The organism is Streptomyces sp. NPDC104367, from assembly GCF_055583825.1.
In genome coordinates, this window is the sequence record NZ_JBVJND010000001.1 from 541942 (window position 1) to 555463 (window position 13522).

General features: G+C 74.9%; 12 protein-coding genes and 2 pseudogenes. 1 reads left to right on the top strand and 13 read right to left on the bottom strand.

Annotation, left to right across the window (positions count from 1 at the left end):
• Positions 1 to 38: 38 nt before the first annotated feature.
• The 5 genes and pseudogenes from ACZ619_RS02380 to ACZ619_RS02400 form a co-directional block, all read right to left on the bottom strand.
• A pseudogene (locus ACZ619_RS02380) lies at positions 39 to 917 on the bottom strand (lysylphosphatidylglycerol synthase transmembrane domain-containing protein); the annotation flags it as partial.
• Entirely contained in the window at positions 914 to 1957 is a 1044-nt protein-coding gene (locus tag ACZ619_RS02385; RefSeq protein ID WP_469593117.1) for a trans-aconitate methyltransferase, read from the bottom strand. The gene ACZ619_RS02385 and the pseudogene ACZ619_RS02380, both read right to left, overlap by 4 nt.
• Positions 1954 to 3156 carry a glycosyltransferase family 4 protein gene (locus ACZ619_RS02390; protein WP_469593119.1) on the bottom strand — a complete coding sequence of 401 codons (1203 nt, stop codon included), beginning with the start codon at positions 3154 to 3156 and terminating at the stop codon, positions 1954 to 1956. The genes ACZ619_RS02385 and ACZ619_RS02390 overlap by 4 nt, the downstream gene beginning before the upstream one ends.
• On the bottom strand, positions 3153 to 3551 hold the full coding sequence (locus tag ACZ619_RS02395) for a 6-pyruvoyl trahydropterin synthase family protein (RefSeq protein ID WP_469593120.1): 399 nt from the start codon (positions 3549 to 3551) through the stop codon (positions 3153 to 3155). Before ACZ619_RS02395 ends, ACZ619_RS02390 begins: the two co-directional genes overlap by 4 nt.
• A 149-nt stretch (positions 3552 to 3700) precedes the next feature.
• On the bottom strand, positions 3701 to 4681 hold the full coding sequence (locus tag ACZ619_RS02400) for a zinc-dependent alcohol dehydrogenase (RefSeq protein WP_469593122.1): 981 nt from the start codon (positions 4679 to 4681) through the stop codon (positions 3701 to 3703).
• A gap of 121 nt (positions 4682 to 4802) precedes the next feature.
• On the opposite strand from ACZ619_RS02400, the gene ACZ619_RS02405 reads away from it, so the two are divergent.
• Positions 4803 to 5594 carry a CDP-alcohol phosphatidyltransferase family protein gene (locus ACZ619_RS02405; RefSeq protein WP_469593124.1) on the top strand — a complete coding sequence of 264 codons (792 nt, stop codon included), beginning with the start codon at positions 4803 to 4805 and terminating at the stop codon, positions 5592 to 5594.
• 82 nt (positions 5595 to 5676) lie between these two features.
• Here ACZ619_RS02405 and ACZ619_RS02410 read toward each other — a convergent pair whose 3' ends face one another.
• From ACZ619_RS02410 to ACZ619_RS02445, 8 genes and pseudogenes are all read right to left on the bottom strand, one after another.
• Positions 5677 to 6408 (bottom strand): YcnI family copper-binding membrane protein, encoded by a 732-nt coding sequence (locus ACZ619_RS02410; RefSeq protein ID WP_469593126.1) that lies wholly within the window; start codon positions 6406 to 6408, stop codon positions 5677 to 5679.
• A 42-nt stretch (positions 6409 to 6450) separates the two neighbouring features.
• Complete coding sequence (locus tag ACZ619_RS02415; RefSeq protein WP_469593128.1) at positions 6451 to 7089, bottom strand: hypothetical protein; 639 nt, start codon at positions 7087 to 7089, stop codon at positions 6451 to 6453.
• A 51-nt stretch (positions 7090 to 7140) separates the two neighbouring features.
• Positions 7141 to 8448 carry an MDR family MFS transporter gene (locus ACZ619_RS02420; RefSeq protein ID WP_469593129.1) on the bottom strand — a complete coding sequence of 436 codons (1308 nt, stop codon included), beginning with the start codon at positions 8446 to 8448 and terminating at the stop codon, positions 7141 to 7143.
• The gene (locus ACZ619_RS02425) at positions 8445 to 10148 is read right to left on the bottom strand and encodes an ABC transporter permease subunit (protein WP_469593131.1); all 1704 of its coding nucleotides are present in this window, start codon (positions 10146 to 10148) and stop codon (positions 8445 to 8447) included. The genes ACZ619_RS02420 and ACZ619_RS02425 overlap by 4 nt, the downstream gene beginning before the upstream one ends.
• Before the next feature lie 3 nt (positions 10149 to 10151).
• Positions 10152 to 11660: an ABC transporter substrate-binding protein gene (locus ACZ619_RS02430; RefSeq protein WP_469593133.1), complete on the bottom strand. Its 1509-nt coding sequence runs from the start codon at positions 11658 to 11660 to the stop codon at positions 10152 to 10154.
• Positions 11661 to 11690: 30 nt separating this feature from the next.
• Complete coding sequence (locus tag ACZ619_RS02435) at positions 11691 to 12239, bottom strand: GNAT family N-acetyltransferase (protein ID WP_469593135.1); 549 nt, start codon at positions 12237 to 12239, stop codon at positions 11691 to 11693.
• Between the two features lie 67 nt (positions 12240 to 12306).
• Positions 12307 to 12492, bottom strand: a complete 186-nt coding sequence (locus ACZ619_RS02440; RefSeq protein ID WP_469593137.1) for a DUF397 domain-containing protein — start codon at positions 12490 to 12492, stop codon at positions 12307 to 12309.
• A pseudogene (locus ACZ619_RS02445) lies at positions 12489 to 13357 on the bottom strand (helix-turn-helix domain-containing protein). Before ACZ619_RS02445 ends, ACZ619_RS02440 begins: the two are co-directional and overlap by 4 nt.
• Positions 13358 to 13522: the final 165 nt, after the last annotated feature.

Sequence of the window (13522 nt, forward strand, 5' to 3'; positions counted from 1 at the left end):
AGGACGCCGTAGACGACGGCGGTGGTGAGGCCGGCGTTCGCGCCGAGGCCCGCCGCCGCGAACGCCCAGGCGGTCACGCCCTCCCGGGGTCCCCAGCCGCCGACGTTCAGCGGCAGGCCCATGGCGACCAGGGCGAGGACCGCGATCGGGACCAGTGCCGCCACGGAGGCGGCCGAGCCCGCGACCCGCGCGGACACCACGAACATCCCGATGTGCCCGGCGAGGATGACCACCGAGGACAGGGCGACGCCCGGGCCGTTCTCCCGGGACAGCAGCGCGCGGCGGGCCTCGGCGAGGGTGGCGCGGACGGCCCCGCGGCGCCTGCCGGGGGCCTTGTTCATGCGCAGGGCGGCCACCACCGCGCAGGCGCCCACGATCCCGGCGGCCGCCAGCGGGGCGAAGCTGCGCACGTCGTCGCGGACCGGCGAGGGCAGGATCAGCAGGGCGGCGGCGCCGAACACGGTCAACGCGAGCTGCCCCGCGGTGCGTTCGAGGACGACCGCGCGCACCCCGCGCCCGATGTCGCCCTCGCTCCGCCCGTGCCGTACCGCGCGGTGCACGTCTCCCAGGACCCCGCCGGGCAGGGCCGCGTTCAGGAACAGCGCCCGGTAGTAGTCGCCGACGGCGGGCCCGAGCGGCAGCCGCAGGCCCAGGCCCCGGGCCACCAACTGCCAGCGCCAGGCGCTCAGTACGGTGGTGACCGCGCCGATCAGCAGGCCGATCAGCAGGGTCGGCGTGTCGATGCGGCGCAGTCCGTCGACGAAGACCCCGGTGCCGAGCCGCCACAGCAGCACGCCGATGATGGCGGCTCCGGCGAGGGTGCCCAGGTGGGTGCGCAGGGCGCGCAGGCCCGGGCGCCGGGACACGGCCACCGGGGCGGCGGGCGCCGTCTCCCGGACCAGGGTGGGGGTGGTCATGAGGTGCCTCCGGTGGGCCGGGCGAGCGCCAGCAGGTCGCTGTGGTGCAGGACCACCCGCAGTTCGCCGGCCGCGCAGGCGGCGAGCCGCTCGGCCAGGTAGGCCTCGGCGCGCACGGCCAGTTCGGGGCGCTGCTCGACGGCGGCGCCGACCCAGCCGCGCAGCCACTGCGCGGTGAGCGCGGCCTCGTCGGGGCCGAGCCGCCAGGGGCTGGGGTGCACCTTCACCGTGGCGCCCCGGTCGGCGAAGGCCTCGCAGGCCGCGCTGATCGCGTCGGGGCCGAGCAGTCCGCCGCGCCGCTGGTGGGCGTTGAACGCCTCGGCGATCTCCTTGTCCAGCGGGTGCGGGGGGCTCAGCTCGACGCGGCCCGCCACGGAGAGGGTGAGCAGCGCGGGGCAGCCGGCCCCGGCGCAGGCCTCGGCGAGGGTGTCGACCTCCTCCCGGGTGAGCACGTCCAGGAGCGCGGACGCGGTCACCAGCGAGGCTCCTATCAGCGCGTCCGGGGTGAGGCGGGCGACGTCGCCGCGCCGGGTCTCCACCGTGACGCGGCTGCCGTCGGCGGCGGCGCGGGGCGAGGCGACGGCGGCGAAGTGCAGCAGGTAGGGGTCGCGGTCGTGCAGGATCCAGTGCTGGGAGCCGTCCAGCCGGGGCGCCAGCCAGCGGCCCATCGAGCCGGTGCCGCAGCCCAGGTCGTGCACGACGACCCCGCCGGCCTTGCCGGGCAGGTTGGCGAGCCGGATGCGCAGCGGGTCCAGCAGGTCGTGCGCCCGGGCCGCCGCGTCGGCGCTCTCCCGCAGCTCCAGCCACTCGGGGGCGTAGCGCGGCGGCTCTTCGGGCTCGCTCTCGCGCAGCCGTACGGTGGCCCGCTCGCCCGGGCGCGTGACGGGGCCGGCCCCGGCGATCACCTCGGAAGGCGCGGGGCCGTCGGAGGCGGCCGGGTCCATTCGCTCTCGTCCCACTCCTGCATCCGTAACATCCCTGGGTCCCGGCTGCGCGGGTATCGCGCCGGTCGGAGTAGTCGTCCTCAGCTCTCCGGTCATGCCGCCCTCCGGGGTTCGTCGGGGAGCCTCAGCAGGACTCCGGCCAGGCTGCGGGCGGTGGTCGCCCAGCCGTCGAGGGCCGCGCGCCGGCCGCGCGCGGCGGCCTTGAGCCGGCGGCGCACGTCCGCCTCGCCGAACCAGCCGCGCAGTTCGGCGGCGAGCGCGGCGGGGGCCTCCGGCGGCACGAGGATGCCGGGCACCCCGCCGTCGGGGGCGCGGCCGACCGCCTCGGGCAGCCCGCCGACGTCGGTGGCGAGCACCGGGATGCCGCGGGCGAGGGCCTCGGTGACCGCCATGCCGTAGGTCTCGGCGTAGGAGGTGAGGACCATCAGGTCGGCGGAGGCGTAGCTGGCGTCGAGGTCGGCGCCTGCGCGCGGGCCCGCCAGGTGCAGCCGGTCCGTCAGTCCGTGGCGCGCGATGAGCGAGCGCAGGTGGGCGACGTACTCGGGGTCCTGGTTGAGGCCGCCGACGCAGGTGCAGGTCCACGGCAGGTCCCGGACCTCGGCGAGGGCCTCGACCAGCCGGTGCTGGCCCTTGCGCGGGGTGACGGCGGCGACGCACAGCAGGTGCGAGACGCCGTCGGTGCCGCTGGCCAGCGGGGCGATGTCGGCGCCCGGGGCGGCCACGTGGACGCGGTCGGGGGCCAGGCCGTGGTGCGAGACCAGGCGCCGTACCGCCCAGTCGCTGGTCGCGACGACCGCCGGGACCGCGCGCAGCACCTCGCGCTCCAGGGCGTCCAGCTCCGCGGCGACGGCCGGGTCGAGCCCGGTCTCGTCGCCCAGCGGCAGGTGCACGAGGACGGCGAGCCGCAGCCGTCCGGCCTCCGGGACGACGACCTCCGGGACGCCGCAGGCCACCAGGCCGTCCAGCAGGACGACCGCGCCGTCGGGCAGTTCCCGCAGGGTGCGGGCGAGGTTGTCGCGGGCGGCCTGCTCGGGGCGCGGCCAGGAGCCGGACACCACGTGCCGGGTGACCTGCCAGCCGAAGCCGGGCAGGTCCAGGCAGACCCGGCGGTCGTAGGCGTTGCCGCCGCTCGGCTGGGCCGGGTCGTCGACGCCGCCCGGCATGAGGAAGTGCACGGTGCGCAGGGACATGGGCAGGATCCCGATGTTCGCCGGGGCGTGGGTGTCAGCGGTGGCCGCGCGCTGCGCGGGCACGTAGGTGAGGGCCGGCGGCCGGCCGATCGTCACGTCGGTCACAGCGCACGCTCGTAACTCGCCCAGGCGACGTGCGACTCGTGGAGGGTGACGGTGAGCCCGGCCAGGCCCTTGGCGCTCTCGCCCAGCGCGCCCTTCTCGATCCGCTCGGCGAGCCGGTCCGCGACGACCTTGGCGAGGAACTCCGTGGAGGTGTTGATCCCGGCGAAGTCCGGCTCGTTGTCGAGGTTTCTGTAGTTCAGCTCGCTGACCACGGCGCCCAGTTCCTGGGTGGCAAGACCGATGTCGACGACGATGTTGTCGTCGTCCAGCTGCTCACGGCGGAAGGTGGCGTCCACCAGGAAGGTGGCGCCGTGCAGTCGCTGCGCGGGTCCGAACACGTCGCCGCGGAAACTGTGGGCGATCATGATGTGATCGCGGACGGTGATGCTGAACAACGGACGACCCTCCAGGTGCGGCGCGTCTGGTCCCCCGGCTGATACCTGCCGGGGGATGCCCTTAATACGGGTGCTGACTTCCCCGCGTTCAGCCCGATCTCACTCTTTTCTCAGGTCAGGCGCTCTTGCCGGGCCAATTGGACGTTCTGTCAGCCGTTGCCGGGGTAGCGGACCCGGTGACAGAGGGCCGGAATCTCCCCGGCGGCGAGCCTCGGAAGCACCTCCGGCAGCTCCTCGAACATGCTTTCCCCCGTGATGAGGGCGTCCAGCGCGGGGTCGGCCAGCAGGTCCAGCGCCAGGGCGAGCCGGTCGGCGTAGCTGCGGCCGGCCCGGCGCGGGGAGACGGTGCCGACCTGGCTGCTGCGCACGGTGAGCCGGCGGGAGTGGAAGGCCTCGCCGAGCGGCAGGGCGATCCGCCGGTCGCCGTACCAGCTGAGTTCGAGGACCGTGCCCTCGGGCGCGAGGAGTTCCAGCGCGCGGGTGAGGCCCTGCTCGGTGGCGCTGGCGTGCACGACCAGGTCGCAGTCGCCGAGGGCGTCCTCGGGAGCCGCGAAGTCCACGCCGAGCGCCTCGGCGGTCCTGGCGCGGGCGGGGTCGGCGTCGACCAGCTGGAGCCGTACGCCCGGGAAGCGGGCCAGCAGGGCGGCGACCGAGCAGCCGACCATGCCGCCGCCGATCACCGCGATCCGGTCGCCGACCAGGGGCGCGGCGTCCCAGAGGGCGTTGACGGCGGTCTCGACGGTGCCCGCGAGCACCGCGCGCGAGGGGGGCACCCGGTCCGGGACCACCGTCACCGCGCTCACCGGAACGACGTAACGCGTCTGGTGCGGATACAGGCAGAAGACCGTACGGCCGATCAGCTCACCGGGTCCCTGCTCGACCACGCCGACGCTGAGGTAGCCGTACTTCACCGGTCCGGGGAACTCGCCCTCCTGGAACGGCGCGCGCATCACGGCGTGTTGGCTGCTCGGCACGCCGCCGCGGAACACCAGGGTCTCGGTGCCACGGCTGACGCCCGAGTACAGGGACCGCACCAGCACCTCGCCCTCGCCGGGCTCCGCGAGGGTGACGTCACGCAGCTCTCCGTGGCCCGGAGAGCGGAGCCAGAACGCGCGGGCCGAGCGGTTCATCGGCATCCTCCTGAACGATCGGGAAGTTGTTCACGTACCGAGATGTGCACTGCGAGAGGTGCACAGGCCGCGCACAGTACGCGGCGTTGATCGACTCTGTCACTCGGCCGGAGGACGTGCGGTGGCCCTGAACAACACTTACGAAGCCAGGCTGGTCCAGCAGGAGACCGCTGTGGGAGCGGGCGTACAGGTCCTGTTGCTGGCCCTGCTGGGCTCGGCGATCGGCATGGGGCCGGCCGGCTGGCTGACGGGGCTCGCGTTCGCGACAGCCACGTGGGCGGTGCTCTCCCGGGCCCTGCGCCGGAGCCGGCCGCGCTCCTTCGGCCCCGCCAACCGGGTCACCCTCGGCCGCGCGATCCTGGTCGGCGGTGTGACGGCGCTGGTCGCCGACTCCTTCGAGAGCTCCCCGCCGGTCACGCTGCTGGTGGGCCTCACGGCGGTCGCGCTCATCCTGGACGGCGTCGACGGCAAGGTGGCCCGCAGGACGGGCACGTCGACCGCGCTGGGCGCGCGTTTCGACATGGAGGTCGACGCCTTCCTGATCCTGGTGCTGAGCGTGTACGTCTCGACGCAGCTGGGTCCGTGGGTGCTGCTGATCGGCGGGATGCGCTACGCGTTCGTGGCGGCGGCGAAGGCCGCGCCGTGGCTCAACGCCCCGCTGCCGCACTCCATGGCGCGCAAGACGGTCGCCGCGATGCAGGGCGTCTGCCTGCTGCTGGCCGGCGCGGACCTGCTGCCGTACCTGGCCAACCTGGGCGTGGTCCTGCTGGCGCTCGGTTCGCTGCTCTGGTCGTTCGGGCGGGACGTGCTGTGGCTGTGGCGGAACTCCCGGGTGACCGTCGCGGCGCCGGCGGAGGAGCGTCTGCGGGTTCCCGCCGAGGATCTGGAGCTGCTGGAGCTGGCGGTGCGCTGAACCGGGACGCCGAGCGGAGCGAAAGGGGGCCGGGACCGCGTTCGCGGTCCGGGCCCCCTTCGGTTCGCCCACGGGCGTCCGGCTACGACCGGGTGCCGCGCGTCCGTACGAAGGTGAACGCGGCGGCGGCCAGGCCGAGGGCGCCGACGACCAGGCCCGCGACGCCGAGGCCGCGGGCGGTGGAGTCACTGGAGCCGGCCGCGGCGGCCGTCGCTCCGGCGGTGCTCTCGGCGGCCGGCGCGGTGCTCGCGCCGGACTCGTCACCCGCCGTCAGTTCGAGGGTGGGCGCCGGGTTCTCCGGCTCGTCGTCGCCGCTCTGCGCCTCCTCGATCCAGCGCACGACCTTGCCGTCGGAGTAGGTCTGGAGGGTCTTGAAGGACAGCCGGCCGGTGTCCTCGGGCAGTTGCCCGAAGGCGATGTCGAAGTCCTCGTACTGGCCGGCGCCGATCCTGCCGCCGGTCCAGGTGACCTCGGAGACGGCCTCGGTGATGGTGCCGTCGTCGGTCTTCACGGGCGTCTTGAGCTTGGTGGTGGTCACCTTGGCGGTCCAGCCGTCCCGCGGGGTGACGAGGACGCCCAGGACCGGGTGGTCGGTGGGCAGGTAGACCTGGACCTTGGTGGTGGAGGCGGTGTCCTCCTCGTTGGGCACGCGGAAGGTCAGCACGCCGTCGGTGGCGCCCTTGGCGTAGCTCTCGGGGTGGACGGTGACGTGCGCGGAGGCGGCACCGGCGGCGACGAGGACCGAGGCCGCGGCGAGCGCGGTGACGGTACCGGCCCGGCGCAGGGTGCGGCGGGCCGCAGGGATGGCAGACATGGGTGAGTGGATCTCCGTACGAGTGAAGTCTGTAAGAGGGTCTTACCGATGGGGGACCGGGTACGGGATCAGGTACGGAGGGCCGCGCCGGCTCACCGCGTGCCGCAGCGCGAGCAGCCGGCGGGGGCGGGCCCGGTCGGCCGGGGCGCGGAGCGGGCCGTCGGCCGGGGCGGGCAGCGGGGCGTTTCGCCACCAGGCCGCGAGGCCGGGCACGAGTGCGGCCGCCCGGCGCAGCACTGACCACAGCGCGGCCTCGCCGCGCCGCAGCCACCAGGAGGCGACCAGGGCGGCGAGGACGTGGGCGGCGGTGGCGTGCGCGGTCATGGCGTGCGGGTGCTGCGCCATGGCGGCCATGGCGTGGCCGTGCGCCTGGGCCGTCTGGGTCATGTGCGCCATGTGGGGCATGCTCACGGCCGGCGCGGGGACCGTCCGGCGGGCCGCGTCGAAGCCGAGGTGCAGACCGGCCTGGGTGAGGAGCATGCCGACGCCGATCTCCGGCAGCCCGCGCTCACGCCCGGCCAGGGCCCGGACCGGGGCGAACACCACCAGGAACCCGGCGGCGTCGGCCCACAGCGGGGGCATGTCCCCCATGGCGAGCCCGTGACCGGCGGCGGCCAGGAGCACGCACACCGCGGCGAACACCGCGGCACGCAGGCTCCGCACCTCCGGTGACGCACTCATGGTGAGGGATCCTCCCATGGCCGCAGGACACGTGGGGCGCGGACGGCGGGTTCAGTCGCGCGTGGAGAGCGGGTTCCGGCCGCGCCGGGGGTCGCCCTGCCGCGCCCGCACCCGACCGGTGACCGCCGCCGCCTCCGCTCCCGCCCCCGCCCCTGCTTCCGCCCTTGCTTCCGCCCTTGCTTCCGCCCCCGGCAGCAGGACCACCGCGGAAGCGGTCACCCCGGCCAGCACCGCCCACGGCACGGCCGGCGGCAGCCACCCCGCGTCCAGGAGGGTGCCGGTCACCGCGCTGCCCGCGAGGACGATCAGGCCGCAGAGCGAGGACAGGGCACCGGTGTAGAGGCCGAGCCGGCCGTCCTGCGCGAGGTCGGGGACCCACGCGCGGGCGACGGGCGCGATGAGCATCTGTCCGACGGTGAGCAGGACGACGAACAGCGCGGCGGGCAGCAGTCCGGCCGTGCCGGTGAGACCGGCCGGCCGCAGCGCGGCGACGGCCGCGAACCCGGCGGCGGTCAGCAGCAGCCCGGCGGCCATGGACCGGCGCGGTGCCAGCCGCTCCCCCGCCCAGCGGGTGACGGGCAGCTGCGCGGCGACGACCAGCAGCGAGGACAGCGCGAACAGCCAGGCGAGCGCCGCCTGCGAACCCGTGGCGCGGGCCACCTCGGCGGGCAGGGCGAGGTAGAGCTGGTTGTAGGCGAGGAGGTAGGCGCCGTAGCCGCAGCACAGGCCGAGGAAGGCCCGGTCGCGGACCAGGTCCCCGAGGCCGCCGCGCGGTTCGGTCCGGCGCCGTCCCGGGACGTGCTGCGGAAGGAGCACGGCGTGTCCGGCGAGGACGAGGACGAAGACGCCGGCCCCGGCCAGGCAGACCGCGCGGAAGTCCACGGCCAGCAGCAGCGCCCCGAGCAGCGGTCCGGCGAACGCGCCCGCCTGTCCGGCGACGGTGAAGAGGGCGAGCACCCGGGTGCGCGGCCCCGCGCCCGCCTCCTCCCGAAGGACCGCCTGGCGGGCCACCTCGGACTCCACGGCGGGTGAGAACAGCGCCGCCGCGAACCCGATGAGCAGCACCGCGCCGATCACCGCCCAGGTCCGCTCGGCGTACCCGAGCCAGCCGAACCCGGCGATCCGCAGCGCGCACCCGGCGAGGACGACGGGCCGGGTGCCGTACCGGTCGGCCAGTGCCCCGCCCACCACGAACAGCCCCTGCTGGCTGAACGTCCGCAGTCCGAGGACGAGCCCGACCAGCCAGCCCGCCATGCCGATCGTCCGGCCGAGGTGCTCGGCGAGGAAGGGGAGCACCGCGAAGAAGCCTATGTTGAAGGCGAGTTGGGTGAGGATCAGCAGGCGCAGGAGGGGCGTCATGTCAACTCCCTTGATGTGCGGGAGCCTTCGGACGCGGCGGTCACGGCCAGCGCGCCGAGCAGGGCGAGCACGGCGGCGGGGGCGAGCACCGCCCAGGGGGCGCGTTCGGCGTACGGCTGGTTCTCGGCGAGGAGTTGGCCCCATTCGGGGGACGGCGGCAGGGCGCCGAGTCCGAGGAAGCCCAGCGAGGCGAGGGCGAGGGCGACGCCGGGCAGCCGGAGCAGGGCGTGGCGGACGACGGGCGGGAGCACGGCGGGCAGCAGTTCGTGCCGGAGCAGGTCGCGGCGGCCGGCGCCCAGCGCGCGGGTGGCGGTGAGGTGGAGGGTGGCGCGTTCCTGGCGGAGCAGTGCGGAGGTGTGGGCGGCGAGGGGTGCCCAGGCCACGGCGGCGACGGCGACGGCGGGGGTGAGCGGGCCGCCGCCGACGACCGCGGTGACCAGCAGGGCCGCCAGGACGGGCGGTACGGCGTTGACGGTGTCGACGAGCGGTCCGGACAGCCGGGGCAGCAGTCCGAGGAGGACCCCGGTGAGGAGGGCCGCGGCGCTGATCGCGAGGGCGAGCAGCAGGGTGTCGAGGGCGCCGTGCGCGACCCGGGCGAGCAGGTCCCGGCCGAGCGCGTCGGTGCCGAACGGGTGGCTGGGGGAAGGGGATCGCAGCCGTCGGCCGGTGTCGAGGGCGAGCGGATCGCGGGGCAGGCCGGTGGCGACCACGGCGAGGAGGACGGCGGCGAGCGCGACCGGTGTGCGACGGCCGCGGGCCCGGGCGGTGCGGGGCGGGGCGGGCAGCGCGCCGTCGCGCAGGGCGGGGCCGGTGAGCAGCCGGACGAGCAGCCTGGAGGCGAACGCGACGGCGGTGGCGAGCAGCAGGAGGGCGAGGGTGCCGGCCTGGAGGACGGGCAGGTCCTGGGCGAGGGCGGCCTGCAGGGTGGTGCGGCCGAGGCCGGGGATGTCGAAGATCTGCTCCACGGCGACGGCGCCGCCGGTGAGTCCGACCACGAACAGCCCGGCGTTGGGGAGGAGTCCGGGTACGCAGCGGCGTACCGCCTGCCGGGCGATGCGCCGGGCGGGCAGGCCCCGGGCGGCCGCGGCGCGGACCCAGGGTTCGGCGAAGGCACCGGGCAGCAGGTCGTCGAGGAGGCGCCCGAGGACGGCGCCGGCGGGCAGACCGAGGGCGAGGGCGGGCAGGACGGTCCACCGGGGGCCGTACCAGCCGAGGGCGGGCAGCCAGCCGAGCTGGACGCCGACGACGGTGGCGAGGACGGAGGCGGTGAGGAACTCCGGGAGCGCGGCGAGGGCGGCGGAGCCGGTGCCGGCGGAGGTTCGGGCGCCGCCGGTGCGCAGGGTGCGGGCGCAGACCGCGGCGGCCGTGCAGCCGGCGACCGCGAGGGCGGCCGACATCAGGAGCAGGGAGGCGCCGAGTGCCTGGAGCACGGCGGGGGTGACCTGCGCGCCGGAGATCCAGGACCGTCCGGCGTCCCCGCGCAGCAGCCCGCCGGCCCAGTCGGCGAGGAGGTGGAACGGGCCTTCGCCCAGGCCGAGTCGGGCGCGGATGTCGGCGAGTACGTCGGGGGTGGGGGCGCGGTCCTGGGAGCGCGCCCTGAGGACGGTGAGGGCCGGGTCGGTGTGGGCGAGCCAGGGCAGCAGGCCGATCCCGCACACCAGCGCGGCCGCGAGGGCGGCCCGCCACAACAGGGTCCGCATCGGTCAGCGCCGGGTCCCGGTGCCGACGAGGACCCGCTCGTAGGGGTCGAGGCGGACGCCCTTGACCCCGGTGCGGATGCCGGTGATCACGCGCTGGTGGACCAGCGGGACGACGGCGTCGGTGCCGAGGATCTCGGCCTCGGCGGCCAGGGCTGCGGCCTGCCGCTCGCCGGTGCCGGTGGCGGCCTCGGCCCGGGCGACGGCGCGGTCGACGTCCTCGTCGCAGAGCTGGGCGAGGTTGTAGCCGCCGTCGCAGGTGTAGTCGCCGGCGAGGACGGCGACCGGGTCGCCGGTGTCGACGAGGGTGTTGCGGGCGAGGACGAGGGCGTCGAACTTCCCGGCGAGGGCGTCGGCCTCCAGCCGCGAGTAGTCGCGCACGACGAGCCGGACGGTGAACCCGGCCTTCTCCAGCTGCTGCTTCAGCACCTGTGCCACTTCGGGGAGTTCGGGCCGGTTGTCGTAGGTGGCGAGGGTGACGGAGGTGCCGGCGGGCCGGACCGCCCCCGCCCGTCCCGTCACCGCCACGCGCCCGCCCTCGGCCCAGGTCACGGCGGGTCCGTAGATGCCGGTTCCGGCGTCGGCGTGGCCTTCGTAGACGTCCTCGGCGAGTGCGGAGGTGTCGACGGCGGCGCGGGCGGCGGCACGCAGCCCGGCCGTCCTGAACGGCCCCGACCGGGAGTTGAGGAGGAGGCTGGTGGTGCGGGTGGTGGCGGTCTCGTGGCGGGTGTCCCGGTCCAGCGTCGCGGCCTGGGCGACCGGCACCGCCTCGGCGATGTCGACGTCGCCGGTGCGCAGGGCGTTGGCGCGGGCGGTGCCGTCGGCGACGAAGCGGACGTCGATGCCGGCGGCCCGGGCGAGGCCTCCCCAGTAGTCGTCGTTGCGGTCGAGGGTGGCACTGGTGGAGCCGGTGGCCCGGGTGAGTTCGAACGGGCCGGTGGCGGTGCCGGCCGGGTCGACGCGGCCGTTCGCCTTGTACGCCCCGGCGGACAGGACGGCGAGTCCGGGGCCGGCGAGCCGCAGCGGGAGCACGGGGTCGGCGGCGCCGGTCGTGACGCGCACCGCGTGGTCGCCCTCGGCCGTGGCGGTCAGGCTGACGCCGGTCAGGGCGGCCGGGGCGGGCTCGGCCCGGGCGGCGTGGCGCAGGGCGCGGACGACGGCGGCCGGGGTGACGTCGGTGCCGTCCTGGAAGGCGGCCTCGCGCAGGGTGAAGACCCAGTCGCGGTCGCCGTCCCGGTACCAGGACTCGGCGAGCGCGGGCGTGGCGCTGCCGTTGGCGTCCAGCGAGGTGAGGCCCTCGGTCACGCCGAGCCTGCTGAGGATCGTGGCGTCGGCGCCGTACGGCGAGAGTTGTTCGGTGGGCGGGAAGGCGAGCGCGACCCGGAGCCGGGAGCCGCCTTCACCGCCGGCGGCCTGTCCGGCGCCGCCGGACTCGGCGAAGCAGCCGGCGAGCAGCGGCGTGAGCAGGAGGGCGGTGAGCAGCCGGGGACGGCGCGTGGGGCGCGGGAGAGACATGTTCCTCACATTACATGACAATCATTTTCATCAAGCCGGGACGGTCCGGCCCAGCGGAAGCTCGAAGTGCACGATCCCCTGCCCCCCGCCCGGCTCCTCGCCGCGCTCGTCCAGCACGACCTTCCCGAGCGACCGCCAGAACGCCTCGGCGCCGGGCACGGCGGGGTCGGTGTGCAGATACACGGCGCGGTACCCGCCGTCCGCGACGGCAAAGTCGACCAGCCGGGCCACCAGTTGCCGGGCGATCCCCCGCCGGCGGCACTCGGGCCGCACATACAGCCGCCGCACCTGAGCGGTCTCCCCCGAGGGGTACCGCTCGGCCAGCTCCCGGGGGTTGGGCGGATGCACGGGCCCCCGCGAGTCGAGCGCCCCGGTCCCGATCACCCGCCCATCCGCGTCGACCGCAACGAGAAGGGTGTGCCGACGGGAGGCGAGATAGGCCGCACCGGGATCGACTATGTCCCCGTGCCAGCGCGGCACATACCCGGTCCCGAAGTCCCGGTAGACGGTGTCGAGCATGACGGCGCGGGCGCCGCCGAGGTCGTCGGGGGTCGCCGCCCTGATGAGATGATCACGCACTTGCACATCATACGCAATTACTTATAGAGCATGTGTGGCCGACCCTGCCGGAGTCGAGCCGCCTGGATCAGGTCTCGGCGACGAACGCCACGAACTCCGTCCAACCGTCCCGGCCCACGGCGAAGGGCGGTCGGGACACGTCCTTGGAGTCCCGCACACAGACGGCCTGTTCGGTGACAGCGACCTCGATACAGTCGTCCCCCTGGCTACCGCTGTAGCTCGACTTGAACCAGGCGAGTTCCGTCGTGCTCATAGTTCTCCTCGCAGTCGCTCCAACAAGCCCTGCGATTCTGTGGGGTTGAGGGCCTGAGAGCGCAGTGTGTCATAGCGCTGCTGGAGCAGGCTCACTCTTTCATGTCACCGATCAGCCGCCCGTTCTGCTGCCCTTCGGAGTACGCGAACCGCCGCCCCTCCGACGTCTCCAGAAGCCGCACCGGCCCATCCAGACACGCATGCAGCCCCGCCTCCAAGGGCACGATCTGCAGCGTCACGTTCCGCAGAGCGGCCCGCTCCAGCACATGGCCGTACATCTCCCGCATCTGCTCCGCGTCCCCGAACCGCTGCCGGAACACGTGCTCCTCGACGATGAAGCTGAACGGCACCGTCGGCCGCTCGTACAGAATGCGCTGGCGCCTCATCCGTACGTCGAGCAGGTTCTCCAGCCCCTCGTCCGTGACCACCGGAATGGTGCCGTCGAACACGGCCCGCGCGTAGCGGTCCGACTGCAACAACCCCGGCACCAGCCTGCACTCGTACGTACACAGGCTGACCGCGATCCTCTCCAGCCGCGCCCACCGCCGGAACCAGACCGCCAGCCCCCTTTCCCCCCGCGTCAGGAACTGGGCCGCCTTCCGTAACGCCCCCGTGTTCCCCAGCACCTCCTCAGCCAGCTCCACGAACGCCCGGTCCGGCATCCGCCTCCCCAGCTCCACGGACGCCACCGTGTGTTTGGAGAACCGCACCAGCCCGGCGAACTCGGTCCTGCTGTACCCGGCGTGCTCCCGCAGTGCCTGGACGACGGCCCCGAAGGTCCGCAGGCTGTCGGAGGGGTCGGGCTCGCGCTCCGGCTCGCAGCCCGTCGGATCGTCGCCGTCACTCTCTTCCACACCGTTCGTCATGACGCGGCCACCTCCAGGTACGTGCGCGCTCCACTCCTCGCGATCAACGCACCCAGCGTGACGGCAAGATCCGCGTACCGTCCACGGATTGCCCTCGTACGCTGACGCAGCGTACGCACCGCACACCTGGAGCCGCCCCCGACTCCCACCAATGAGGAGGAGGCG